29 protein-coding genes are annotated in these 24,108 nt (G+C 68.9%); 20 read left to right on the forward strand and 9 right to left on the reverse strand.

Annotation, left to right across the window (positions count from 1 at the left end; all coding sequences use genetic code 11):
- Positions 1–30 precede the first annotated feature (30 nt).
- Positions 31–678 carry a hypothetical protein gene (locus FL344_RS03860; RefSeq protein ID WP_011555042.1) on the forward strand — a complete coding sequence of 216 codons (648 nt, stop codon included), beginning with the start codon at positions 31–33 and terminating at the stop codon, positions 676–678.
- A 3-nt stretch (positions 679–681) separates the two neighbouring features.
- On the opposite strand, the gene FL344_RS03865 is transcribed toward FL344_RS03860, so the two are convergent.
- Positions 682–1,317 carry a LysE family translocator gene (locus tag FL344_RS03865; RefSeq protein ID WP_141617575.1) on the reverse strand — a complete coding sequence of 212 codons (636 nt, stop codon included), beginning with the start codon at positions 1,315–1,317 and terminating at the stop codon, positions 682–684.
- An 83-nt stretch (positions 1,318–1,400) separates the two neighbouring features.
- Positions 1,401–2,237 (reverse strand): aquaporin Z, encoded by an 837-nt coding sequence (aqpZ, locus tag FL344_RS03870; RefSeq protein WP_011555044.1) that lies wholly within the window; start codon positions 2,235–2,237, stop codon positions 1,401–1,403.
- 232 nt (positions 2,238–2,469) lie between these two features.
- On the opposite strand from aqpZ, the gene FL344_RS03875 reads away from it, so the two are divergent.
- A complete protein-coding gene (locus tag FL344_RS03875; protein WP_141617576.1) occupies positions 2,470–2,886 on the forward strand; it encodes a hypothetical protein in 417 nt (138 codons plus the stop codon).
- Between the two features lie 62 nt (positions 2,887–2,948).
- Here the strand turns inward: FL344_RS03875 and hpt are convergent, their stop codons facing one another.
- The 3 genes from hpt to FL344_RS03890 are packed head-to-tail and all read right to left on the reverse strand — an operon-like array spanning position 2,949 to position 4,924.
- Positions 2,949–3,482 carry a hypoxanthine phosphoribosyltransferase gene (gene hpt / locus FL344_RS03880; protein WP_011555045.1) on the reverse strand — a complete coding sequence of 178 codons (534 nt, stop codon included), beginning with the start codon at positions 3,480–3,482 and terminating at the stop codon, positions 2,949–2,951.
- 11 nt (positions 3,483–3,493) lie between these two features.
- Positions 3,494–4,309, reverse strand: a complete 816-nt coding sequence (locus FL344_RS03885) for a uracil phosphoribosyltransferase (protein ID WP_011555046.1) — start codon at positions 4,307–4,309, stop codon at positions 3,494–3,496.
- 15 nt (positions 4,310–4,324) lie between these two features.
- Positions 4,325–4,924, reverse strand: coding sequence for a thymidine kinase (locus FL344_RS03890; RefSeq protein WP_141590246.1), 600 nt, complete (start codon positions 4,922–4,924; stop codon positions 4,325–4,327).
- 194 nt (positions 4,925–5,118) lie between these two features.
- Between FL344_RS03890 and FL344_RS03895 the strand changes: the two genes are divergently transcribed.
- The 11 genes from FL344_RS03895 (at position 5,119) to dnaB (ending at position 13,611) form a co-directional block, all read left to right on the forward strand.
- Positions 5,119–5,499 carry a DUF5658 family protein gene (locus FL344_RS03895; RefSeq protein WP_171452260.1) on the forward strand — a complete coding sequence of 127 codons (381 nt, stop codon included), beginning with the start codon at positions 5,119–5,121 and terminating at the stop codon, positions 5,497–5,499.
- A 134-nt stretch (positions 5,500–5,633) separates the two neighbouring features.
- Positions 5,634–5,933 carry a septation regulator SpoVG gene (gene spoVG / locus FL344_RS03900; RefSeq protein WP_002634160.1) on the forward strand — a complete coding sequence of 100 codons (300 nt, stop codon included), beginning with the start codon at positions 5,634–5,636 and terminating at the stop codon, positions 5,931–5,933.
- A gap of 47 nt (positions 5,934–5,980) precedes the next feature.
- A complete protein-coding gene (locus tag FL344_RS03905) occupies positions 5,981–6,931 on the forward strand; it encodes a ribose-phosphate pyrophosphokinase (RefSeq protein WP_011555049.1) in 951 nt (316 codons plus the stop codon).
- A gap of 173 nt (positions 6,932–7,104) precedes the next feature.
- Positions 7,105–7,767, forward strand: a complete 663-nt coding sequence (locus tag FL344_RS03910; protein ID WP_141590245.1) for a 50S ribosomal protein L25/general stress protein Ctc — start codon at positions 7,105–7,107, stop codon at positions 7,765–7,767.
- Between the two features lie 81 nt (positions 7,768–7,848).
- A complete protein-coding gene (pth, locus tag FL344_RS03915) occupies positions 7,849–8,424 on the forward strand; it encodes an aminoacyl-tRNA hydrolase (protein WP_141590244.1) in 576 nt (191 codons plus the stop codon).
- A 271-nt stretch (positions 8,425–8,695) separates the two neighbouring features.
- Positions 8,696–9,172 (forward strand): 30S ribosomal protein S6, encoded by a 477-nt coding sequence (gene rpsF / locus FL344_RS03920; RefSeq protein ID WP_090491551.1) that lies wholly within the window; start codon positions 8,696–8,698, stop codon positions 9,170–9,172.
- Between the two features lie 51 nt (positions 9,173–9,223).
- Positions 9,224–9,610 carry a 30S ribosomal protein S18 gene (gene rpsR / locus FL344_RS03925; protein ID WP_141590243.1) on the forward strand — a complete coding sequence of 129 codons (387 nt, stop codon included), beginning with the start codon at positions 9,224–9,226 and terminating at the stop codon, positions 9,608–9,610.
- A gap of 27 nt (positions 9,611–9,637) precedes the next feature.
- Positions 9,638–10,081: a 50S ribosomal protein L9 gene (gene rplI, locus FL344_RS03930; protein ID WP_141590242.1), complete on the forward strand. Its 444-nt coding sequence runs from the start codon at positions 9,638–9,640 to the stop codon at positions 10,079–10,081.
- Between the two features lie 173 nt (positions 10,082–10,254).
- Positions 10,255–11,421: an acyltransferase gene (locus FL344_RS03935; protein WP_141617577.1), complete on the forward strand. Its 1,167-nt coding sequence runs from the start codon at positions 10,255–10,257 to the stop codon at positions 11,419–11,421.
- A gap of 46 nt (positions 11,422–11,467) precedes the next feature.
- Complete coding sequence (locus FL344_RS03940; protein WP_228564766.1) at positions 11,468–12,169, forward strand: LytTR family DNA-binding domain-containing protein; 702 nt, start codon at positions 11,468–11,470, stop codon at positions 12,167–12,169.
- A 71-nt stretch (positions 12,170–12,240) separates the two neighbouring features.
- Positions 12,241–13,611 carry a replicative DNA helicase gene (dnaB, locus tag FL344_RS03945; RefSeq protein WP_141590240.1) on the forward strand — a complete coding sequence of 457 codons (1,371 nt, stop codon included), beginning with the start codon at positions 12,241–12,243 and terminating at the stop codon, positions 13,609–13,611.
- Between the two features lie 76 nt (positions 13,612–13,687).
- Here the strand turns inward: dnaB and FL344_RS03950 are convergent, their stop codons facing one another.
- From FL344_RS03950 to thiE, 3 genes are read right to left on the reverse strand one after another with little or no spacing between them, the layout of a single operon-like run.
- A complete protein-coding gene (locus FL344_RS03950) occupies positions 13,688–14,428 on the reverse strand; it encodes a bifunctional hydroxymethylpyrimidine kinase/phosphomethylpyrimidine kinase (RefSeq protein WP_141617578.1) in 741 nt (246 codons plus the stop codon).
- Entirely contained in the window at positions 14,425–15,189 is a 765-nt protein-coding gene (locus FL344_RS03955) for a gamma-glutamyl-gamma-aminobutyrate hydrolase family protein (protein WP_141617579.1), read from the reverse strand. The genes FL344_RS03950 and FL344_RS03955 overlap by 4 nt, the downstream gene beginning before the upstream one ends.
- A 20-nt stretch (positions 15,190–15,209) precedes the next feature.
- Entirely contained in the window at positions 15,210–15,866 is a 657-nt protein-coding gene (thiE, locus tag FL344_RS03960; RefSeq protein ID WP_141590238.1) for a thiamine phosphate synthase, read from the reverse strand.
- Between the two features lie 92 nt (positions 15,867–15,958).
- Here thiE and FL344_RS03965 point away from each other — a divergent pair, with 92 nt between their 5' ends.
- From FL344_RS03965 to FL344_RS03975, 3 genes are read left to right on the forward strand one after another with little or no spacing between them, the layout of a single operon-like run.
- Positions 15,959–16,324 (forward strand): RNA polymerase subunit sigma, encoded by a 366-nt coding sequence (locus tag FL344_RS03965; RefSeq protein WP_141617580.1) that lies wholly within the window; start codon positions 15,959–15,961, stop codon positions 16,322–16,324.
- On the forward strand, positions 16,321–16,635 hold the full coding sequence (locus tag FL344_RS03970) for a DUF1844 domain-containing protein (protein ID WP_011555063.1): 315 nt from the start codon (positions 16,321–16,323) through the stop codon (positions 16,633–16,635). Before FL344_RS03965 ends, FL344_RS03970 begins: the two co-directional genes overlap by 4 nt.
- Positions 16,632–17,273, forward strand: a complete 642-nt coding sequence (locus FL344_RS03975; RefSeq protein WP_141617581.1) for a hypothetical protein — start codon at positions 16,632–16,634, stop codon at positions 17,271–17,273. Before FL344_RS03970 ends, FL344_RS03975 begins: the two co-directional genes overlap by 4 nt.
- Before the next feature lie 6 nt (positions 17,274–17,279).
- On the opposite strand, the gene FL344_RS03980 is transcribed toward FL344_RS03975, so the two are convergent.
- Positions 17,280–17,807 (reverse strand): hypothetical protein, encoded by a 528-nt coding sequence (locus FL344_RS03980; protein ID WP_141590235.1) that lies wholly within the window; start codon positions 17,805–17,807, stop codon positions 17,280–17,282.
- Between the two features lie 235 nt (positions 17,808–18,042).
- Here FL344_RS03980 and clpB point away from each other — a divergent pair, with 235 nt between their 5' ends.
- The 4 genes from clpB (at position 18,043) to FL344_RS04000 (ending at position 24,096) form a co-directional block, all read left to right on the forward strand.
- On the forward strand, positions 18,043–20,667 hold the full coding sequence (gene clpB / locus FL344_RS03985; RefSeq protein ID WP_141617582.1) for an ATP-dependent chaperone ClpB: 2,625 nt from the start codon (positions 18,043–18,045) through the stop codon (positions 20,665–20,667).
- Between the two features lie 76 nt (positions 20,668–20,743).
- Complete coding sequence (locus tag FL344_RS03990; RefSeq protein WP_141590233.1) at positions 20,744–21,427, forward strand: hypothetical protein; 684 nt, start codon at positions 20,744–20,746, stop codon at positions 21,425–21,427.
- 10 nt (positions 21,428–21,437) lie between these two features.
- Positions 21,438–22,454, forward strand: coding sequence for an LLM class flavin-dependent oxidoreductase (locus FL344_RS03995; protein ID WP_141617583.1), 1,017 nt, complete (start codon positions 21,438–21,440; stop codon positions 22,452–22,454).
- Positions 22,455–22,710: 256 nt separating this feature from the next.
- Positions 22,711–24,096 carry a di-heme oxidoredictase family protein gene (locus FL344_RS04000; RefSeq protein ID WP_141617584.1) on the forward strand — a complete coding sequence of 462 codons (1,386 nt, stop codon included), beginning with the start codon at positions 22,711–22,713 and terminating at the stop codon, positions 24,094–24,096.
- The last annotated feature ends 12 nt before the right edge of the window (positions 24,097–24,108 follow it).

The raw sequence follows: 24,108 nt of genomic DNA on the forward strand, positions 1-24,108 counted from the left end.
CCCGGGTCATGGTAGACAGGGACGCACTGCATGGACCGCCTGTCCCAACTCCTCTGGCTCTGGATGCTCTTCTTCGCCGTCAACGCCCTCTGGGCGCTGGCGCAGACCGCCGTAGCCAGCACCCTGGGGGCACGGCCGGTATCCGTCGTCCTCGGCTACGGCCCCACCCTGCTCTCCGCCCGCCTGGGGAGCATCCTGTGGGCCTTCCGCCCCCTGGCGCTCGGCAGCGCGGTGAGCTTCGACGAGCCCGTCGAGGGCGCCCCCGCCAAGAGCCGCCTCCTCCAGCTCTCCCCGCCCCTCCACGCCGCCGTCATCCTCCTGCCCTGGGCCGTGCAGGTCGCCATCGCCATGGCCTGCCTGGGGTCCACGGAGGCCCTGCGCCAGTTCGTAAGCGGCTTCGCCGTGCCCTTCGAGCCCTCCCTGCTCCCCGGCCGCGTGGAGCGCTTCCTCGCGCTCCTCCGGGACGGCGACCTGCTGCGCGCCTGGGGCCTGATGAGCGCGAAGCTGGCCGCCCTCAACCTGCTGCCCCTGCCCGCGCTCGCCGGAGGCACCTTCCTCCTCCTGCCGTGGCGCAAGGGCTACCCCGTCTGGGCCGGCCTGCTCGGAATCCTCGGGCTGCTGGCCGCCGTGCCGTGGGTGCTCTACGTGCTCTACGTGGTCATCAAGGCGCTCGTCTGACGCCTACTCCTGGCGCTGCAACGCCAGCCGGGCCCCCAGCGCGACGAACACGCCACCGGTGACGCGCTTCTGCCACGCCGCCACGCGCGGATTGCGCCGCATCCAGCCCCCAAAGGCACCCGCGAACGCCGCCAGCAGCACCAGCCACGACGTCCCCGTGACGGAGAACATCAACCCGAGCCCCAGGAACTGGAGCCCCGTCGAGCCCGCGGACGCGTCCACGAACTGCGGCAGGAAGGCCAGGAAGAACACGGCCACCTTCGGGTTCAGCACGTTGGTGACGACGCCGTCGCGGAAGATGCGCCACAGGCCAGCGGGTGGCAGCGCATGCACCGCCTCGGCCGCAGTGTCCTTGCTGCGCAGCATCTGCACGCCCATCCACACGAGGTAGGCCGCCCCACCCCACTTCACCACGGAGAAGGCCAGCGCCGACGTCGCCAGCAACGTCGACAGCCCGAACGCCGCCGCGGCGATGTGGAACAGGCAGCCGACGAAGATGCCCAGCGCGGAGACGATGCCCGCCTTGCGCCCCTGCCCCATGCTCCGGGCCAGCACGAACATCGTGTCCGGCCCGGGCGTCAGGATGAGCGCGAGCACCGCCAGGAAGTAGGCCGTGAGGCGCGTCGGGTCGAAGAACATGACGGCTCCAGTGGGGGCACGACTGCCCCCGATTGCCGGTCACCGTACCCGCCGGAGCGCGCCGAGCAAAGCGCCCCACAGCATCAGACGGGCGCGCGAGTGCCCGCCCGATCCTCCGCGATTCGCGCCTCGCGCTCGCGCCGCAGGGCCCGCTCGGCCTCCTCCGCGCTGATGGGCACGGCAGGCCGGAACACCGTGCGATACACCGCCGCCGCGGTGGCGCCTCCCAGGAGCGGCGCCACGATGAACAGCCACAGTTGCCCCATGGGCACGCTCCCCGCGAACACCGCCGGCCCCAGGCTGCGCGCCGGATTCACCGACGTGTTCGTCACCGGAATCCCCACCAGGTGGATGAGCGCCAGCACCAGGCCAATGGCCAGCCCCGCGAAGCCCACCGGGGCGCGCGCATCCGTCGCGCCCAGCACCGTGAGCACGAGCAGGAAGGTGAGCGCCACCTCCGTGAGGAAGGCCGCTCCCATGTTGAAGCCGTCAGGTGAAGCGGCGCCGTACCCGTTGGTCGCGAGTCCCTCGGTCACCGCCGAGTATCCTCCGGGCATGCCCTTGGCAATCAGCAGCACCACGCCCGCGCCGAGGATGGCCCCCGCGCACTGCGCCACCACGTAGCCGACCGCGTCCTTGCCCTCCATCTTCCCCGACAGCAGCAGGCCCAGCGTCACCGCCGGATTCACATGGCAGCCCGAGATGGGGCCAATCACGTACACCATGGCCAGCAGTGACAGGCCAAAGGCGAGCGCGACACCTTGGAAGCCGATGTGGTCGCCCGCCAGCACGGCCGCCCCGACGCCTCCCAACACCAGGACGAACGTCCCGATGAACTCCGCAACGTACTTCCGGACGGCGTCGTTGTTGCGGGGGTTGCCCGCCCGAGCCAGCGCGGCCCTGTCCCTGGATGCATCCATGGTCAGCCTCGATTCGCGCGGCCAGACGCCGCGCTTCAGCGAATTCTTCCAGGCACGCTGTGCATGGACCCGGAGACGACAACGCGAAGCACCGCGTCATGGCCGCTGAGCGGCCCCTGTGCGCGGCCCAAGGCCCTCCGCCTCCCTTGATGCGCAAAGCCAGACCCTCTTTGACTTTCAGGTTTAGGGCAGACAGCCTGGATAGGCCGTCCCCACCTGGAAAGGACTTGTCATGAAGGCTGCAACGCTGCTGTTCGCCGTGACGACGATGCTGCTGATGGCCGCGTGTGGCCCCGTGGACGCGCCGGCGCCCGGCGAGGCCGCCGAGGAGCTGGGCCAGAGCACCGCGGAGCTCCACACCTGCACCAACAGCTGTTCAGCCACGGGAGGCCCGTCCATCAGCTGTACGGGCAACTCCTGCTCGTCCGCGAGCAACTACGTCGTCTGTGATGGCCAGTACACCTACTGCCAGCAGCCTCCGCCGCCCGGTCCGTGCGCCGACTTCACGCTCCACTGCCCGGGAAGCAGCACCATCCTCCGGTGCCCGACGCAGACGCAGGTCTGCATGGAGTGGACGAGCTGCTCCATCCGGTGCGACGGCGTGGAGCGCCGCTGCCCGACGCCCAGCGGAACGGTCTGCCCGCTCTAGCCAGACGTCGTGACCTGGGTGCGGCGCCGCGCGCAGTGGGCGGCGCCCGCACCAGCAAGGCACTACTTGTTCTTCATCACCCCGATGAAGGGGATGTTCCGGTACACCTCGCCGAAGTCGAGCCCGTAGCCCACGACGAAGAGGTCATCGATGACGAAGCCCTTGTAGTCGATGTCCACCTTCGTCCGGGCGCGCGAGGGCTTCTCCAGCAGCGTGCACACCTTCAGCGACGCGGGGTGCCGGGCGCGCAGGTTCTCCAGCAGGAACTGCATGGTGAGCCCGGTGTCGATGATGTCCTCGATGATGAGCAGGTGCTTGCCAGCCATCGGCTTGCTGACGTCGGTGGTGATGCGCACCTCGCCTGTGGACTCCGTGCCGCCCTGGTAGCTGGAGACGCCCAGGAATTCCAACTTCACCGGCAGGTCGATGTACTTCGCCAGGTCAATGGCGAAGAACGCCGAGCCCTTCAACACGCAGATGAGCGTCAGGTCCTTGCCCGCGTAGTCGCGCGTAATCTCCGCCGCGAGCTCGCGCACGCGCGCCTGCAACTTGTCCTCGGAAATCAGGACACCGACTTCCTGCTCGTAGAACGCCAAGGATTCCTCCGCTACACGTACGCGTTGTTCATGATCTCCCCGAAGCCGCCGCCTCCGGGGACGATGTACTGCCGGTCATCCAGGCCCCGCTCCTTCTCCCAGAGCGCGCCCGGCTCGGTGCCGAACACCTCCGGCGGGGACAGGCCCCGGTCCAACCGGAGCGCGTAGATGATGACGTCCGGATGGTCCGTGGTCATCTTCCGCAGGTACTCCGGCGTGACGATGAGGTTCAGGGTGATGATGCGCCGGGGCGTCCCGGGCACCTTGTTCTTGTAGAGCGAAATCGCCGTGGACAGGCTGCCCCCCGTGGCCCCCATGGGGTCGGGGAACAGGACGAAGGCGTCGTCCACGTCGCCGCCAATCTTCGCGCCGCCAATCTCCGAGCCCACCACCGCCTCCGCGGCGTCAATCATGCGGCTCATGATGATGTGGTCCTGGCGCACCACCGTCGGGTCCAGCGTGGCGTTCATCAGGTCGTACGTCACCTGCGACGGCAACGTGCCCGCCCGGGCGATGTTCACCGTCACCACCCGCACCTGCGGGTCGATGACCTCGCCCTGGTAGAGCCCCTGCGGGGTGGAGTCGATCATCCGAGTGGGCAGGCTGACGTTCTTCCGCGGGAACTCCGCGTTGAGCACCGTCTTCACCAGGTCGACGTACAGCGTCTCCACCAGGCGGTTGATCTGCGGCTGGATGACGCCCTTCGAACACAGCGTGGCCAGCTGGGTCAGGAGAAAGGGATTTCCCACCAGGTGGACGTGAGGCCCATAGTGGTGGGGCATCTCGTTCAGCTTGAAGGGAACGTTGGAGTACAGGGTGTCGCGCATCCGTTCAGCTCCCGCTCAGTCGAACAGTTCCAACGTCTGCGGCGGCGTGCCCTCCGCCGGTTCCGCCACGTGACACTTGCGGCAGCGCGGCTCGTACGCGCCCGCCGCGCCCACCACCACCCGCTCACCACTGGACACGATGCGCTGGGAGCGGTTGGCCGGATTCCCACACACCACGCAGATGGCCAGCTCCTTCGTCACGTACTCCGACACCGCCATCAACTGGGGCATCGGTTCGAAGGGGCGCCCCTGGTAGTCCTGGTCCAGTCCCGCGCAGATGACGCGCAGGCCCTTGTTGGCCAGCGCCTCCACCACGGCGACGACTTCTGAACCGAAGAACTGCACCTCGTCGATACCCACCACCTGGGTGTCGGGCGCGAGCCTGTAAAAAATCTCTTCAGCCCGCTCGATGGCGGTGGACATCACCTTGTGCTGCGAGTGGCTCACCACCGCGGATTCGTCGTAGCGGTTGTCGATGCGCGGCTTGAAGACCTGCACCTTCTGCTTGCCGTAGACGGCGCGCTGGACGCGGCGGATCAGCTCCTCCGTCTTGCCGGAGAACATCGAACCGCAGATGACCTCTATCCACCCGATATCTTTGGGGAATTGGTGCAAGGAACGCTCACGGGCCGGGGGCGGAAAGGGCGCGGATAGTCTGCCACGACCCCAGGGGAGTCAACTTCCCGCCACGCCCGTCCCATAGCCGAATCGTCCCCGGATGTCGCCCGCTTCCTCGCCTGCTCGTCACCGGGCCCCGCGGGCGTTGGCAAGGCTCTTGAAGAGCATTGGCTACGGACTGGCGAAGGGGGATGGGCGTGGCGGCGACGATCGGACAGATGCGGGGTGGGGCGTGGGGCAACAGGGCTTCTTTCTACCTGTCACCGGCGTCCGTCGCGTTGTTGATGCTGAACCTGCTGGACGGGCTGTTCACCCTCTTCTTCCTCCAACTGGGCGTGGCCGAAGAGCTCAACCCCATCATGCGGGAGGCCTATGAGCAGTCCCCGCTCTTCTTCATGTTCTCCAAGCTGGTCATCGTGAACGCGGGCCTGTGGCTGCTGTGCATCCACCGGCACCTCAAGGCCAGCCGCATCGCCATCCGGCTGGGCGCCGCCGTGTATGCCGTCATCGTGGTCTACCACCTCGCGTTCCTGACCCACCTGGTCATGCACTGGCCGCAAATGCTGACCTAGCCTCCACTCGCAGCGGCCGACTGTGGGTGCATTGAACAGTGGCGCAAATCTCTCTCGCGCCCGCGCTTGCATTTGGCACCCGGTATGTCCCAGGCTTCCCTTCAGCTCCGACCTTTCGGGTTCGGGGGGGGACCATGAACATCACCGACGTCCGGGTGTTTCCGGTCGAAGAGGACAAGCTCAAGGCGTACGTCACCATCACCTTGGACCACTGCTTCGTCATTCGCGATTTGAAGGTCATTCACGGCTCGACCGGGCTCTTCATCGCGATGCCAGCCAAGAAGCGGAAGGATGGGACGTACAAGGACATTGCCCACCCGCTCAACGCGGATACGCGGAGTCAAATGGAACGCGTCATCCTGATGGAGTACGAGCGACACCTCCATCAGGCGCAAGCCGGGATGCTCGTCGCAGCGCCAGCGGACCTCGACTAACGACTTCTTTCCTTCCGTCCGCGTCCAGGTTAGTCAGCGGCCCCACCATGCAGCCGCGTGACTTCAAGGTGTTCGCCGGGAACTCGAATCCCGGCCTGGCGCATCGCATCTGCGAGTACCTCAAGCGCCCTCTAGGCAAGGCGGAGGTCGGTCGGTTCTCTGACGGGGAGATTCACGTCGAGATCGGCGAGAACGTCCGCGGCCACGACGTCTTCATCCTCCAGTCGACCTGCCCGCCTGCGAACGATCACCTGATGGAGTTGCTCATCATGTGTGACGCGCTCAAGCGAGCGAGCGCCGGCTCCATCACCGCCGTCATTCCGTACTACGGGTACGCCCGTCAGGACCGGAAGGTGGCGCCGCGTACACCCATCACCGCGAAGCTCATCGCGGACCTGCTGGAGTCCGCGGGCGCCGGGCGCGTGGTGTCCATGGACATGCACGCGGGGCAGATCCAGGGCTTCTTCAACATCCCCTCGGACCACCTCTACGGCTCGCCGGTGTTCCTGGAAGACCTGCGCAAGCGCTTCCCGGAGTCGCAGGAGCTGGTCATCGTCTCGCCGGACGCCGGCGGCGTGGAGCGCGCCCGCGCGTACTCCAAGCGGCTGAACACGGGCCTGGCCATCATCGACAAGCGCCGTCCCCGCCCCAACGCGTCGGAGGTGATGAACCTCATCGGCGACGTGAGCGGCAAGGACGCCGTGCTGGTGGACGACATGGTGGACACCGCCGGCACGCTCGCCCAGGCGGCCGCCGCGCTGAAGGCCAAGGGCGCACGGCGCGTGGTGGCGTACGCGGTCCACCCCATCCTCTCCGGCCCGGCCATCCAGCGCATCCAGGACTCGGTGCTGGAAGAGGTCGTCTTCACGGACACCGTGCCGCTGTCTCCGGCGGCGCAGGCCTGCTCGAAGATCCGCCTGCTCACCACCGAGCGCCTCTTTGGCGAGGCCATTGCCCGCATCCACCGCGCGGACTCGCTCAGCTCGCTGTTCGTCTGAGCCGGCGCGCGCTTGCCTGCCGGGCGGCTTGACTCCAGGCCCTCCGGCTGGCATGTGCACCACCCTCCATCGGAGGCCTTCACAGGCGCCGTCTTCGGGGCCCGCCACTGGGGCGGGATGCCGAGGGCGCCAGGGCCGCCGGTGGCACCCGCAGTCCCATCCGTGAGGATTCCATGTCCGTCAATACGAGCACCCTCGAGGCCAAGCCGCGTGAGGGTTCCGGCAAGGGCGTTGCCCGCCGCCTGCGCGCCGAGGGTCTGATTCCCGCCGTCGTCTACGGAAAGCACCTGGAGAAGCCGGTACACATCTCCGTGAACCCCAAGGCGGTCCGCCAGGCCATCAACACCCCGCACAAGTTCAACACCCTGATCCAGATCAAGGTGGAGGGCGGTGACCGCCAGGTGCTCCTGAAGGACTACCAGATGGACCCCGTCACCCGCGCCATCCTGCACGCCGACTTCCTGGACGTGCGCCCCACCGACAAGGTGAAGGTCAACGTGCCGCTGGTGCTCTCCGGCCGCGCGCAGGGTGTGGCGGACGGCGGTCTGCTGACCCAGGCCCGCCGTGAGATTGAGGTCTGGTCGCTTCCGGGCGCCATCCCCGAGAAGCTCGAAGTGGACGTGACGCCGATGAAGATCGCTGAGGTGCTCCACATCAACGATCTGAAGCTGCCCGAGGGCGTGTCGGTGAAGACGAACGTCAACTACACCCTGGCCGTCATCAGCGCGCCGGAGGCTGTGGAGGCGGGTCCGGGCGCGGCGGCTGCCGCGGCGGCTCCGGCCAAGGACGCGAAGGCGGCTCCCGCCAAGGACGCGAAGGCCCCGGCGAAGAAGTAGTCTGTCGCCTTCAGCGGTCCTTCTGGAGCGGGGCCGGCCCGGTAAGGGGCTGGCCCCGTTTCTCGTTTCGGGAGCCACGTCATGAAGCTCATCGTCGGGCTGGGCAATCCGGGGCGCGAGTACGAGCGGCACCGGCACAACATCGGGTTCATGGTGGTGGAGGCGCTGCTGTCGCGGGCGCGCGCGGAGCTGAACCAGGAGAAGTTCGCGGCCAAGGTCGGCCAGGGCACCCTGGCGGGCGAGCGCGTCCTCTTCGTGGAGCCCCAGACGTTCATGAACCTGTCGGGCCGCTCCGTCGCGGAGGCGGCGCGCTTCTTCAAGGTGCCGGTCGAGGACGTGCTCGTCATTCATGATGAGCTGGACCTGCCCCTGGGCCGCCTGCAGCTCAAGGCCGGCGGCGGCAGCGGCGGCCACAACGGCCTCAAGAGCATCGTCTCCAGCCTGGGCGACGAGGGCTTCATCCGCCTGCGCTTCGGCATTGGCAAGCCGGAGGGCCCCAACGCCCGCGAGCGCGTGTCCGGCTACGTCCTGTCCAATTTCGACGACGGCGAGCGCCGGGAGATGGATGCGCTCATCGACCGGGCCATGGACATGACGGAGCTGTGGATTCGCGAAGGGCTGTCAGTGGCCATGAACCGGTTCAACCGGAAGGCCTGAGGCGGGCCCCCAGGCCCCCCCAGGGGCTGGCGGACGGGGCGCCCGGCCGCTTGACTTGGCGGGGGGGCCCCCATAGAAGGCCCCTTCCCTCATCGGGGATGACCCGGTGGGATGTTCTTTTCCAGCTTCCCGTGTTGGTACACGGGACGTAGCGCGAGGGTGACGGGCGCGCGGTTTCCCGTCCCCGGCGGTGGGCCTCTCAGGTCCGCTGGCCGTTTCCCCGCTCTCTGGATTCACCGGAGGGCACTCGACCCCAAGGGGAGAGAAAACAATGGCTGAGACGCAGGCCGCGACGCGGCTTCGTGAGTACGAGACCATCTTCCTGGTCAAGCCGGACCTGACGGACGACAACGTGGACAAGCTCAAGGAGCGCGTCCGCGGCATCGTTTCCCGTGAGGGTGGCAAGGTCATCCGCTTCACGGTGTGGGGCAAGAAGAAGACCCTGTTCCCCGTGGCGAAGCAGCCCCGCGCCATCTACGTGCACACCCACTTCCTGGGTGGCGCGAAGCTGGTGGCGGAAATCGAGCGCAACCTCCGCAACCTGGACGAGGTCACCCGCTACATCTCCGTGAAGATCGCGGACGAGGTGGACCCCGAGACGCGTCCGGTGCTCGAGGACGTGAAGCTGGCCGGCGACGTGGAGGAGACCCGTCCGGGCGCTCCCGCGGAGCGCGAGGGTGGCTTCCGCTCCGAGGGTTCCGAGGAGCAGGGCGGCGACTCCGAGGAGGAGTCGTCCGAGGAGGCCTGAGGGCCTTCTGGGTCAATTCGCTAGAGACCATTCCAGGATACGAGAACGCTCATGAGCAACGGAACGGATAGCAAGACGGCCTCTGCCCCCCCCGCCCGCAGCGGTGGTGGCTTCGGCGGTGGTGGTTCGCGTGGTGGTGACCGGGGTGACCGCGGTGGTGATCGCGGCGACCGCGGCGGCGGGCTGGGCGGCGACGACGACAAGCGCGGTGGTGGCCGCGGCTTCGGCCGCAAGAAGGTCTGCCGCTTCTGCGCGGAGAAGAACGCGTCGGTGGACTTCAAGGACCAGGCGACGCTGAAGTACTTCGTGACCGAGCGCGGCAAGATCATCCCCCGCCGCATCTCCGGCAACTGCGCCAAGCACCAGCGCGAGGTGGCGGTGGCCATCAAGCGCGCCCGTGGCATCGCGCTCCTCCCCTACAACGCGGTGGTCGGCTAGTCCGCCGGTCCGCACAGGAGACTGAACATGAAGGTCATTCTGCGTGAGGACATCGAGAACCTGGGCAAGTCCGGGGAACTCGTCACCGTGAAGGACGGCTTCGGCCGCAACTTCCTCCTGCCCCGCAAGAAGGCGGTTCTGGCCAGCGAGCAGAACCTCCGCCAGTTGGAGCACGAGAAGGCGGTCATCGCCGCTCGGAACGCCAAGCTGAAGGGCGCGGCCGAGGAGCAGGCGAAGAAGATTGGCGCCATCAAGGTCGCCATCAAGCGCCGCGTGGGCGATCAGGACAAGCTGTTCGGCTCCGTCACGGCGCTGGACATCGCGGAGGCGGTTGCCGCCGAGGGTCAGAGCATCGACCGCCGCCACATCCACCTGCCCGAGCCCATCAAGGCCCTGGGCAACTACGAGGTGGAGCTGCGCCTGCACCGCGACGTCATCGCGAAGATCAAGCTCGAGGTCCTGCCGGAGTAATCCTCCGCGGGCTTCACTGAAGTGAGAGAGGGCCGTCCGGGGCAACCCGGGCGGCCTTTTCCTTTGCGCCCCACCCCGCCCGTCCGGCTCACACCCCCGAGAAACCGGCTGGCGACAGATGCGTGGAGCGCTCGAGGCGCGGTGCGTATCCCGGAGCGGAAGGAGGCTCGCGCATGAGCACCACCGCCATCCCGCACCTCACCGATGAGCACCGCCCGGACCTGGACTGGCTCCGCGTGGTGGCCATCTTCCTGCTGCACCTGTTCCACACTGGGATGATGTTCAACACCTGGGACTGGCACGTGAAGAGCGTCCAGGCCCTGCCGTGGCTGGAGCCCCCCATGGAGGTGCTGCATCACCTCCGCATGCCGCTGCTGATGTGCATCTCCGGCCTGGGCACGGCGTTCGCGCTGCGGCGGCGCTCGCTGGGCACCTTCGCCGGGGACCGCGCGAAGCGGCTCCTGGGCCCGTTGGTCTTCGGAATGTTCGTCGTGGTGCCGCCGCAAATCTACCTGGAGCGGCTCCAGCGAGGGACGTTCCAGGGCAGCTACGCGGACTTCTACCCGTCCGTGTTCGGCTTCGTGCCCTACCCCGCCGGCAGCTTCAGCTGGCACCACCTGTGGTTCGTCGCGTACCTCTTCGTCTACTGCCTGCTCGCGCTGCCCCTCTTCGCGGCGCTGCGCACGGCGAGCGGCCAGGCCTGGCTCCAGCGCGCCGAGGCGTGGCTGAGCCGGGGCTGGAACGTGGCGTCGCTGTTCCTGCCGCTCGCGCTCAACGAGGTGCTGCTGCGCCGCTTTCCCCAGACGCACGCGCTGCTCGACGACGCGCGAGCCTTCATCCACTTCGGCCTCTTCTTCATCGGCGGACACCTGCTGGGCCGGTGTCCTCGCGTCATGGAGCACCTGGTGACCCGGCGCAAGGCGCTGCTGGGCTCCTGCGGCCTGCTCTTCGCCGTCATGGTGCCGCCGAACGAGTACGCCTTCCCACTGGAGACGCTGGGCCGCACGGCGCTGCAGTGGCTCTTCATCCTCACGGCCCTGGCGTGGGCGCGGGCCTGCATCCACGTCCGCCGCCCCTGGCTCCGGTACGCGCGCGAGCGGGCCTACCCGTTTTACATCCTCCACCAGACGGTCATCGTCGTCGTCGGCTTCGCGGTCGTGGACTGGCCCGTGCGCCCCTTGGGCCTCTTCCTGGCGGTGCTCACGCTGACGTTCGGTCTTACCTGGGGACTGTGTGAAGGAGTGGCCCGGGTGCCCTGGCTGCGAGCGTGCTTCGGGATGCCGGCTCGCTCGAAACGGGCCGCGCCCATCCACGCCGCCGCCCCAGTGCATACTGCCTGACGACGCCCATGACACCCTCTCCGCCCCAGGCCGGCCTCGACTGGAAGTGGAGGACGCCCGCTTCGCGCTGGCGGGCGAGGCGACGGACGGCCCGCAGACGCTGCGGCAGGTGGGCGCCCTGCGTCCGGACCTGCTGGTGCTCGATGTGCAGATGCCGGGCCTCACCGGCTTCGAGGTGCTGGAGGCCCTGGGCGCGGAGCATTGTCCGGCCGTCATCTTCTCCACCGCGTACGACACCTTCGCGCTGGCGGCCTATGAAGCGCAGGCGGTGGACTACCTGCTGAAGCCCTACGATGCGGAGCGCTTCGGCCGGGCGCTCGACAAGGCACACGCGGTGCTCCGCAGCGGGCTGCTGGACACCGCGCGGCTCCAGTCCCTGCTGGCGGCGGTTGGGCGGGCCCCCGCGGGCCGCCCGCTGGAGCGGCTGGTGGTGAAGATGGGCGAGGCCTGGGTGCCCCTTCCGCTGGCGGACGTCTGGCGCCTGTCAGCCGAGGACAAGTACGTGCGGCTCTACACGGGCCAGGGCGAGCACCTGGTACGACAGACGCTCCGCGCCCTGGAGGAGCGGCTGGACCCCTCACGCTTCGTCCGGGTGCACCGGGGCGACATCGTCAATCTGGACGCGGTGGCCCGCCTGGAGCCGTGGAGCCACGGGGATGGAATCCTCGTCCTCAGGGACGGGAGCTCCGTCGTACTCAGCCGCACCTGGCGTGAAGCGTTCCTCCAGAAGTGGGGACTGGAGGGGTAAGCGGCTCTGCTACAGGGCTGTGGCAGCAAATTTGGTTGTGTCAGCCCTGCCTGTAGAGTGGGCGGGCTGCCATGGAGAACGTCCACGAGTTCAGAGAGGGTCGGAAGGTCCACGAGGACCTCGCCGCGGAGCGCGCCGTGCTGGGCGCCGTGCTGGCGGACAACACGCTCATCGCCGCGGTAGGCGAGGTCGTCCACCCAGAGGATTTCTCCAGCCCCGCACACGCCCAGATTTTCGAGGCGATGCTGAAGCTCGACGGCCAGTCGAGACAGGTGGACCACCTGACGCTGGCCGAGGAGCTGAAGGTGTTGGGCCACCTGGTATCGGTGGGCGGCCCGGCCTACCTGATGCGTCTGGACCAGGTGGTGCCCATCGCGTCCAACGCGGTCCAGTACGCGCAGATCGTCAAGGACCAGGCCATCCGCCGCCGCCTGGCCCAGGCGGGCAGGGAGATTCAGGACCTCGCCAGCCAGGAGACGGGCGAGCTGGAGGTGCTGCTCGACGAGGCCGAGCGCAAGGTGTTCCTCCTCGCGGAGAAGAAGCGCGAGGGCGACCTGCGCCCGGTCAGCGAGCTGATGGAGCATACGCTCGACCTGCTCGACAAGATGAAGGCGGCGGCCACGGGCATCACGGGCCTGTCCACCGGCTACATCGACCTGGACAACCAGCTCACCGGCCTGCACGCCGGCGAGCTCATCATCCTCGCGGCGCGTCCCGGCATCGGCAAGACGTCCTTCGCGATGAACATCGCGGTGCACGCGGCGCTGAAGGAGAACAAGGCCGTCGGCATCTTCAGCCTCGAAATGCCCGCCGACCAGCTGCTGATGCGTCTGCTGGCCTCCACCGCACGCGTGGACATGAAGAAGCTGCGCGGCGGCCGGCTGACGCCGCACGACGAGGAGAAGTTCCAGGAGATGGCGGGCGCGCTCTACAACGCGCCCATCTACATCGACGACTCCGGCGGTCTGTCCCCATTCGACCTGCGCGCCAAGGCCCGCCGCGTGAAGCAGCGCGACCCGCGCCTGTCGCTCATCGTCATCGACTACCTCCAGCTCATGCATCAGAAGGGCAAGGTGGAGAGCCGCCAGTTGGAGGTCGCCGAAATCTCCCGCGCGCTGAAGCAGCTCGCCAAGGAGCTGGAGGTGCCCATCATCGCGCTCAGTCAGCTCAGCCGAAAGGTGGAGGACCGCAAGGACGGCAAGCCCCTGCTGTCAGACCTGCGTGAGTCCGGCTCCATCGAGCAGGACGCCGACGTGGTGATGTTCATCCACCGTGAGACATCTGACGAAGCGGGCCCCGACGGGCAGCCGGCGCAGCAGTCGAACACCGTCATCCCCGTGGAGCTCATCGTCGCCAAGCAGCGTAACGGCCCCATCGGCTCCATCGACCTGGTGTTCCTGGCCGAGTACACCCGCTTCGAGAGCCGGTCTCGGAGCGAGTAGCAGCCCTCCGTGTTCGCGCGGGCGCGGTGCACCTCGCACCCGCCCCTGCCGGTTCGCAGGGAGCAGCGGGCCCGCCCTACTCCACGCCGGTCCGCAGGTAGCGCACCACCAGCGCCCGGGCCGAACGCACCGCCGTCTCCAGCGCGCGGCCCCGTCCCAGCTCCGTGGCCAGCGCGGAGGCCAGCCGGCACCCGGTGCCCCGGCGTCCGGGGGCACGTGCCAGCCTCTTGCCCTCCAGCACTCGCACGCGGGCCGGTGTGGCCAGGACGTCCGCCAACCCCTGCGTGTCCGGCAAGTGCCCGCCCTTCACCAGCACCGCGCCAAAGCCGTGCTGTGCCAGTGCCTCCGCTGCCTCGACAGCCTCTTCCACCGTGCGCGCGACGGGGCGTCCCAGCAGCCAGCCCGCTTCATCCAGGTTTGGTGTGAGCACCACGCGCGGCCCGGCCAGGGACAGGTAGGCCCGTGCGGACAGGCGCGTCAGTGGCTCGCCCCGAGAGGTGCGCACCACCGGGTCCACCACCCACCACGCGCCCGTGTCCTCCAGGGCCCGCTGCGCGGCGTCGAGCTGCGCGCGCGAGGGCACCATGCCGCACTTCACCGCGTGCACCGGTCCCAGCTCGCGCGCGGCGGCCACCTGCGCGGACAGCACGCGCGGCGGCGAGGCCGTCCAGGTGAAGGTGCGGACACCCTGCGCCGTCTGCGCGGTGGGCACCGCCACCGGCTGGCCCCGCAGCGCGCGCACCGCGGAGACATCCGCCAAGAGCCCCGCCCGTCCCGTGGGCTCCAACCCCGCCAGCAGGAGGACGCGGGGACTCACCGGCGATGCTCGCGCGCCTTCTGCACGAACGCCTTGTAGAGCCCCACGTGCACCGGAATGGTCGTGGACATGTATTCAGGGTGCCACTGCACGCCCACGGCGAAGGTGTGCACGGAGGACTCGATGGCCTCCACCACGCCATCCGGCGCCACCGCGGTAATCGTCACGTCCTTGCCTACGCCGCGCACCGACTGGTGGTGGGTGGAGTTGACCATCAACTGGCCATACCCCACCGCCTCCGCCAGCAACGTGCCGCTCTTCACGTCCACCGGGTGCTGCGGGTGCGTGCGGTCGTGCTTCTGCTCGTGCTCGCGAGCGCCCTCCACCTCACGGCCGATGTCCTGGTACAGCGTGCCCCCCAGGATGACGTTGAGCAGTTGCATGCCGCCACAGATGCCCAGCACCGGCATGTTGCGCTTGAGCGCGCCGCGCATGAGCGCCGCCTCGAAAGCCGTACGCCCTTCCTTCAGCGCCCCCAAGCCCTCGCGCGCCTCCTCGCCGTAGGCCGACGGAGGAATGTCGAACGCGCCGCCCGTGACGAGCACCCCGGAGATGCGGTCCAGATAGGACTCCACGCAGGCCGGCTCGTCCGAATACGGCAACACGAAGGGCAGCCCGCCCGCGCGGAGGACGGCGTCCGCGTACGGAACCTTCAGCTCATAGCGGGCAAAGGGCTGCTCTCCGGCCGGACTCCAGTCCGGGGTGATGCCGATGTTGGGGCGGCGCGGCGCCGGCCCATGGTGACGCGAATGGTTGTTCATGGAAGCTCCTGGCTTCGAGGCTATGCCCCGGGGCGCCCCTGTTCAAACGCGGCCACCAGCCGCCTCACACGCTCGGTGATATCCGCGGCGAGCAGCGCGTCGGACACCACCGCCGCGCAGTGCGCCCCGGCCGCCGCCACGCTCGCGATGTTCACCAGCCCCACCCCACCAATGCCCACCACGGGCAGCGGGCTGTCACGCACCACGGACGCGAAGGCCTCCAGACCCAGCACTGGCGCGGGCACCTGCTTCGTCGACGTGGGGAAGACAGGCCCCAGCCCCACATAGTCCGCCCCCGCCGCTTGCGCCGCCCGCGCGCCCACCACGTCTCGCACCGTGACGCCCACCAGACGGCCAGGCCCCAGCAGCGCGCGCGCATCCTCGGCGGGCACGTCCTCGTCACCCACGTGCACACCGTCCGCGTCCGCCAACAGCGCCAGGTCCACCCGGTCGTTCACCAGGCACAGCGCGCCTTCCCGGCGGCACAGCGCCACCACCTGCCGCGTGGCGGCCAGCGCCTCACGGACCGGGGTGCGCTTCATGCGCAGTTGCACCACCCGGGCCCCGCCGGCCACCAGGCGAGCCGCCTTGTCCACCAGTGAAATCTCCGGCAGGACGGAGTCGTCGCACAGCAGGTAGGGACCGCGGGGAAGGTACGGGCGGGACGGTGCGTTCATCGGCTCTGGAAGGCGGGACGGCGGCGTTGACAGATGGCCACCCTGCTATAAGGTGCCGCGCTGTTTTCCAAGCAATTCTGAGGATTTGAACCATGGCGGATTCGGCGGACCCGAAGTACCTCGATAAGCGCACCGCGGAGCGGTACGTGCGCTCAGGCCAGCTCGACGAGGCGGAGTACGAGCGCCACCTCCAGGGCCTGCCCGACGTGGCGGAGAAGTCCGTCCCCGTTGAGACGCTCATGCTCGACGACGCCGACGACTTCGACGACGAAGAGGATGACTTCGAGGACGAGGACGAGGGCGACGATACGTCCGACGACAGCGATGAGGCCGAGACCTCCGCCGCCGCCGAGTCGACGGATGGTGACGCCGCCGAGGCCGACGAGGCCGGGAGCGACGACGAGGCCGCCACCGCTTCGAACGAGACCTCCGACGACGAGGGGCCGGTCTCCGCATGAGCTCCGGGGACGAGAAGCGCGGCGAGACCTTCGTGATGCGGGGGGAAGCGCGCTCCGCGTCCGAGGAGTCGATTTCCTTCAGCACCTTCATCGTGGGGCTGGGCACCGCGGTGCTCATCCACCTGGGAGGTGCGCCCAATCCTGAAACGGGTCAGACGGAGAAGGACCTGCCGCTGGCCCGGCAGAACCTGGACCTCTTGTCCATGCTGCGCGCGAAGACGCGGGGCAACCTGACGGCCGAGGAAGAGAAGCTCTTCGACGGGCTGCTCGCGGACCTCCGCCTGCGCTACGTGGAGGCGACCAAGCGGTGAAGCACTCCAGTAGGAAGGGCCTGCCCGGCGGCATCCGCTTCGCCGCCATCGTGGGCCTGGTGCTCTCCATCTTCACGGGCTGGGCAGCGCTGATGGAAGCCGTCGAGATGGCGAACTTCTACGAAGCGCGCTCGCTCCGGATGGAGCAGGAGCTGCCTCGGATTCCCGGCGCCCCGGCACTCGACCCGAAGATTCTCGAGGTCTACTACGCGGCGCTGGAGCCCATGCGGGAGCCGCGCGCGGTGCTGCTCGGCTTGCTAGCCGTTGCCTGCGCCTTTGTCAGCGTGTCCGCGGCGCGCATGCTGCGTCCGGAGAACCTGCACCGTGACGCCATGAGCCGGGTCCTGAGCCGCGCGGCCATCATCGCCGCCGGGCTGCGCACCATCGACGGCGCGCAGATGTCCGTGGCCAAGCAGCGCCTCTTCGCGGCGCTGGCGGAGCCGATGAGCAAGATGCCCGAGTTCCCACCGGACATCACCGTCGATGCCTCTCGCGAAATCCTCAGCGCGATGGGCGTGGGGAGCGCCATCTTCGGCACCGTGGTGGTGGCGGGCACCTTCGCGATTCTGGGGCAGTACTTCCGCAGCCAGCGCGTCCGCGAGGCCATGGCCGTGCTGGACGGGCCGCAGGCGGAGTAGCCCTCCTCAGAGGGCGTCGGACTCCGGCAGCGTCACCTGGCAGGTCGGTAGGAGGGCCTCCAAGATGGCGGCCCCTTCTGCGTCACGCCCCTCCAGCGCCAGCTCCTGGCCCGGAGCCACGCGCGGCAGCCGCAGCAGCTCCTTGCGCGTCAGGCCGAACACGTACGCCAGGTGGCCCACCGGCCAGCGCTCCTGCATGTGCTTGAAGGCCGCGTCGTCCATCTGGTCCAGCGGCACCGGGAGCTCCACGTCCTCGTAGACGACCCGCTCACCGCCCACGCGCCGGCCATTGCCGTACGCGATGACCTGCTCGCCTTCGTCTGGATCATAGACGTAGGCCTGGACGGCGGCGTTCGTCGCCCGGGAGAGCAGCCGGGGGAGCGCATGGTGGGCCGCATACCAGTGTGCGCCCTGCCGTCCCTCCGTGAAGGGAGCCACGTACGCCAGACGGACCACCTTGCGGCGCCGGTTGACGGACACCTTCAGCCCCGTCGCGCCCATCGCACCGTCCAGCGCCAGCGCTTCACGCGCCAACCGGAGCAGCTCCAGGCCGCCGAAGCTTTCGAGTCGTAGGAGATATCCGCCGTGTGCTTTCAGTTTCAGCCCCCCAGGGGATTGGGCGCCGCCTATACCCGGCATCATACCCGCTGGCAACTCCGGCACCCTGAAAAGCAGGTGGCTACCAGGAGTCCAAACAATTTCAGGCAAACGGAAACGTCGCGCCACGTGCGCTGCTTGCCAAGGGGTGGCCGACTCTTACGTTGGAGGCATGCGACTCGACAAGTACACAGTGAAGGCGCAGGAGGCGATCCACGAGGGTCAGGCCCTGGCCCGTCGGGCGGACAATCCGCAGTACGAACCCGAGCACCTGGCCGCTGCGCTGCTCGGCCAGAAGGACGGCATCGTCGACCCCCTGCTCCGGAAGATCGGGGCCGACGTGAAGCTGTTCGCCGCGCGGCTTGGCGAAGCGCTCCAGAAGCTGCCCCGCATGCAGGGGGGCGAGAGCGCGATGCTCGGCCAGCGGCTGCTCAAGACTTTCGACAAGGCCGAGGACGAGGCCAAGTCCCTCAAGGACGAGTTCATCTCCTCGGAGCACCTGCTGCTCGCGCTCACGCACGACAAGGGCGCGGTGGGCGAGGTGATGAAGTCCTCGGGCGTCACGCGGGAGCGCGTGCTGTCCGGACTCAAGGACGTCCGGGGCTCCGGGCGCGTGACGAGCCAGGACGCCGAGTCGACCTACCAGGCGCTGGAGAAGTACGGCCGCGACCTCACCGAGGCGGCGCGCTCCGGCAAGCTCGACCCCGTCATCGGCCGTGACGAGGAGATCCGCCGGTGCGTCCAGGTGTTGAGCCGGCGCACCAAGAACAACCCGGTGCTCATCGGCGAGCCCGGCGTGGGCAAGACGGCCATCGCGGAAGGACTGGCGCGGCGCATCGTCGATGGCGACGTGCCGGAGGGCCTGAAGAACAAGCGCCTGGTGTCCCTGGATTTGGGCGCCATGGTGGCCGGCGCGAAGTACCGCGGCGAGTTCGAGGAGCGCCTCAAGGCCGTCCTCAAGGAGATTGCCGACGCCGCGGGCGAGGTCATCCTCTTCATCGACGAGCTCCACACGCTGGTGGGCGCGGGCAAGGCCGAAGGGGCCATGGACGCGGGCAACATGCTCAAGCCGGCGCTGGCGCGCGGCGAGCTGCACTGCATCGGCGCCACCACGCTGGACGAGTACCGCAAGCACATCGAGAAGGACGCCGCGCTGGAGCGGCGCTTCCAGCCCGTCCTGGTGGGCGAGCCGAGCGTGCACGACACCATCAGCATCCTCCGCGGCCTGAAGGAGCGCTACGAGGTGCACCACGGCGTGCGCATCCAGGACAACGCCCTGGTGGCCGCCGCCACGCTGAGCCACCGCTACATCGCGGACCGGTTCCTGCCGGACAAGGCCATCGACCTGGTCGACGAGGCCTCCAGCCGCCTGCGCATCGAAATCGACTCCATGCCCACGGAGCTGGACGACGTGCGCCGGAAGATGACGCAGCTCCAGATTGAGCGGGAGGGCTTGCGCAAGGAGACGGACCCGCACTCGCAGGAGCGCCTGGGCCAGATTGAGAAGGAGCTGGCCAACCTGAGCGAGAAGTTCAACGCGCTCAAGGTGCACTGGGACGCGGAGAAGACGGCCATTGGCGCCATCCGCAGCCTGAAGGAGAAGCAGGAGAAGGCGAAGAACGACCAGGCCACGGCCGAGCGTCAGGGCGACCTGAACCGCGCGGCGGAGCTGAAGTTCGGCGTCATCCCCTCGCTCGACAAGGAGCTGAAGGCGCAGAACGAGAAGCTGGCCGAGCTGCAGAAGAACCAGAAGTTCCTCAAGGAGGAAGTCGACGCGGAGGACATCGCCCAGGTGGTGGCCAAGTGGACGGGCATCCCCGTCTCGCGGCTGATGGAGGGCGAGGTCCAGAAGCTGGTCCACATGGAGGACCGGCTGGCGAACCGGGTGATTGGCCAGCGCAGCGCCATCGAGGCGGTGTCCAACGCCGTGCGCCGCGCGCGCAGCGGACTGCAGGACCCCAACCGCCCCATCGGTTCGTTCATCTTCCTGGGCCCCACGGGCGTGGGCAAGACGGAGACGGCCAAGGCGCTGGCGGAGTTCCTCTTCGATGACGACTCGGCCATGGTCCGCATCGACATGTCCGAGTACATGGAGAAGCACTCCGTGGCCCGGCTGGTGGGCGCGCCTCCGGGGTACGTCGGCTACGAGGAAGGCGGCCAGCTCACCGAGGCGGTGCGCCGGCGGCCGTACACGGTGGTCCTCTTCGACGAAATCGAAAAGGCGCACCACGACGTCTTCAACGTGCTGCTCCAGATTCTCGACGAGGGCCGGCTGACGGACAGCCAGGGCCGCACGGTGGACTTCAAGAACACGGTGCTCATCCTGACGTCCAACATCGGCTCGCAGGACATCCAGGCCGGTATGGCGGGCAAGGAGGAGCTGGACGAGCGCACGCGCAACGAGGTGATGGACGCGCTGCGCGCGCACTTCCGGCCGGAGTTCCTCAACCGCGTGGACGAGGTCGTCATCTTCGAGCCGCTGCGGAAGAAGGACATCTACCGCATCGTGGACCTGCAGCTGGCGCGGCTGTCCAAGCTGCTGGCCGACAAGCGGCTGACGCTGGAGCTGACGGAGAAGGCGCGCGAGCTGCTCGCCGAGCGCGGCTACGACCCGACGTACGGCGCGCGGCCCCTGAAGCGCGCGGTGCAGAAGAACCTGTTGGACCCGCTGGCCCTCAAGGTCCTGGGCGGCGAGTTCGTCCCGGGCGACCACATCCAGGCGGATGCGGGCCCGGACGGGCTCACCTTCGCCAAGGTGCTGGTGGACACCTCGAAGGACGTGAAGCGCTCGGCCTAGCCCGGGCGTCCACGGATGTGCCCCGGCCCGGCGTCATGGCTTGACGCCGGGCCGCCTCCGCGCGAAGAGCCCGGCCATGAAGCCCTGGGAGACGCTGGAGCGCGCAGAAGTCCCGGACGTGGGGGAAGTCACCCTGGCCCGGCGCGGGGACGAGTACGTCTTCCGCGTACGGGGCCAGACGCTGATGTCCAGCCGGCAGCACGGCTCCGAGGAAGCGCTGGCGGAGGCCGGCTGTGAAGGGCTGGCGGGCCGAAGCGGCGTCCGGGTGCTCGTGGGCGGGCTGGGCTTTGGCTACACCGCCCGCGCGGTGCTGGACCGGCTGGGTCCCGACGCGCGTGTCACGGTGGCGGAGCTGCTCCCCGTCGTGGTGACGTGGAACCGGGGGCTGCTCGCGCCGCTGGCCGGAGCGCCACTGGAGGACCCGCGCGTCACCGTGGTGGAGCTCGACGTGGGCAAGCACATGGCCCGGCAGTCCGGGACCTATGACGCCATCCTGCTCGACGTGGACAACGGCCCCACCGCCCTCACCCACCCCGACAACCACGGCCTCTATGGGCGCGTGGGGCTGGCGCACGCCGTCCAGGCGCTGCGGCCAGGAGGCGTACTGGGCGTGTGGAGCGCCGGGCCCTCCCCCGCCTTCGAACGCCGCATGGAGCAAGCGGGCTTCACCGTCCAGGTGCTGCACCCGGCGGCGCATGGCACCAAGGGGACGCGGCATACCCTGTTCATGGGCAAGCGGAGGCCCCAGGGACGGCGTTAGTAGGGGCCCCATGATTCCTTTCTCCGTCCTCGACCTCTCGCCCGTCACGCAGGGCTCCACCGCGGCCGACGCGCTCCGGAACACGCTGGACCTGGCACGGCACGCGGAGGACTGGGGCTTCAAGCGCTTCTGGCTGGCCGAGCACCACAACATGACGGGTATCGCCAGCGCGGCGACGTCCGTGGTCATCGGCTACGTGGCCGGGGGGACGAAGCGCATCCGGGTGGGTTCGGGCGGCGTCATGCTGCCGAACCACGCGCCGCTGATCATCGCGGAGCAGTTCGGCACGCTGGAGACGCTCTACCCGGGGCGCATCGACCTGGGGCTCGGCCGGGCGCCGGGCACGGACATGCTGACGGCGCGCGCCCTGCGGCGGGACCTGGCGGCGAGCGCGGACACCTTTCCCCAGGACGTCGTGGAGCTGAAGTCGTACTTCGAGCCCACCGAGCCGGGGCAGCTCATCCAGGCGGTGCCGGGCGCGGGTTTGAAGGTGCCCATCTGGCTGCTCGGCTCCAGCCTGTTCAGCGCGCAGCTCGCGGCGATGCTGGGCATGCCGTTCGCCTTCGCCTCCCACTTCGCGCCCGATGCCCTGCTTCAGGCCCTGGACATCTACCGGGAGCGCTTCAAGCCGTCCGAGTCGCTCGAGCGGCCCTACGCCATGGCCTGTGTGAATGTCTTCGCGGCGGATACGGATGCGGAGGCGCAGCGCCTCTTCACGTCCGTGCAGCAGCAGTTCATCCGCCTGCGCCGCGGCACGCCCGGTCAGCTCCCGCCCCCGGTTGATGACATCGACTCCGTGGCTTCGCCCTTGGACCGCGCGAGCGCCGACCACGCGTTGAAGTACTCCATCATCGGCGCGCCCGACACCGTTCAGCAGGGCCTGGCGGCGTTCATTCGACTCACGGGAGTCAATGAGCTGATGGTGACGGGAATGGTCTACGACCACGCCGCGCGGCTGCGCTCCTTCGAGCTGACTGCGCAGGCGCACCAGCGACTCGCCGAGGCAGAAGCGGCGCAGCCGGCCTGAAGCACCGCTCGCGCCCTCCTCCCAGGAGGAGCGTGAAACACCGCGTCTGTAGCATTGAACGACACACACGCCTCCGCCCTGTAGCGGAACGCGCTACACGGCCACGCGCCTCGTCCTCGCGAACGCCGCTTCTCCCAGCAGCAGCATGGCTGCGCGCCCCGTGGCGCGATGGGTGCACACCTCACGGCCGCGGATGGCGCTTCGCCTCGAAGCGCGTCACGGGAAGCGAGTAGGCTTTCCCTCGGGAGACGTTCTGATGCGCAGGCGGCTGTACCTTCTAGGCATTCCCGTCGGAGCCATCGCCATCGCCGCTGTCTGGGCGAGCACGCCCCGGCTGCCCCGGCCTCTCGAACTGGGCGCACTGCCCGCCACGACGGAGCCTGGAGAGGAGCTGTCTGGCGGACAGGGCTCCGTGCCGGACCCGGGACGCAATGCCTTCGGCCGCGCCCCCATGAACATGCCGCGGACGCGCTGGGAGGACTTCCACGCGGGCAAGCGCGTCTTCGGCCGCGACTGGACGGACGTGGACGGCCCCATCCAAGTGGGGCCGCTGTTCAACGCCCCCTCGTGCATGACCTGCCACGTAAAGGATGGACGCGGTCAGCCCCCCGCCTCCCCGAGCGAGACGCCCATCTCCCTCGCGTTCCAACTGAGCGGGCCAGACGGCCGTGGGCCGCATCCGGTGTATGGCGCGCAGCTCGACGTTCGCCATGTCGACGGAACCGGCGCGGAAGGCAGCGTCGAGGTGACGTACGAAGAAGTCACCGGCCGGTTCGCCTCGGGCGAGACCTACGTCCTCCACCGGCCCCGCTACCGATTCACCCAACTGTCGAAGGGGCCCCTCGGAGAAGAGACCCGCTTCTCTCCTCGTGTCGCGCCCGCGAACTTCGGCCTCGGCCTGCTCGAGGCCATCCCCGAGGCGGCGGTCCTGGCCCACGAGGATTCGGAGGACCGTGACCAGGATGGCATCTCCGGCCGGGCCAACCGTGTGCGGGACGCGGCGACGGGACAGACGCGGCTGGGGCGCTTCGGCTGGAAGGCCAACCAACCCACGCTGCACCAGCAGGTGGCACACGCGCTCGTCACCGACATGGGACTGACGACGGAGCTGTATCCCCGCGAGCAGGGACGCGAGGCCGGCGAGGCCGCCCCACCCGAGGTCAGCCCCCAGGAACTGGACGCGCTGCTCATCTACGCGCGATTGGTCGCCGTGCCCAAGCGCCGGAACTGGGAAGCCGCCGACGTCCTGCGCGGCAAGGCGGTGTTCGGCGCCATCGGCTGCGCGGGGTGCCACGTGGCCACCGTCTTCGAGACGGAAGGCGTGCCCGGCTTCCCCGAACTGTCCGGCCAGCGCATCCGCCCCTACACGGACCTGCTGCTCCACGACATGGGCGAAGGGCTCGCGGATGCCCGTCCGGACGGGCTCGCCACCGGCACCGAGTGGCGCACCCCGCCGCTGTGGGGCGTGGGCCTGGTGAAAGCGGTGAACGGGCACACCCGCTTCCTGCATGACGGGCGGGCTCGCGACCTGGAAGAGGCCGTGCTGTGGCATGGCGGCGAGGCCGCGCCGGCCCAGGAGCGCTACACGCGCCTGCCGCTCGTGGACCGGCAGGCACTGCTCGCGTTCCTCAACTCACTCTGAGCCCTCACCCAC

The sequence above is a fragment of the Myxococcus sp. AB036A genome (assembly GCF_006547355.1).
Classification (GTDB): domain Bacteria; phylum Myxococcota; class Myxococcia; order Myxococcales; family Myxococcaceae; genus Myxococcus; species Myxococcus virescens.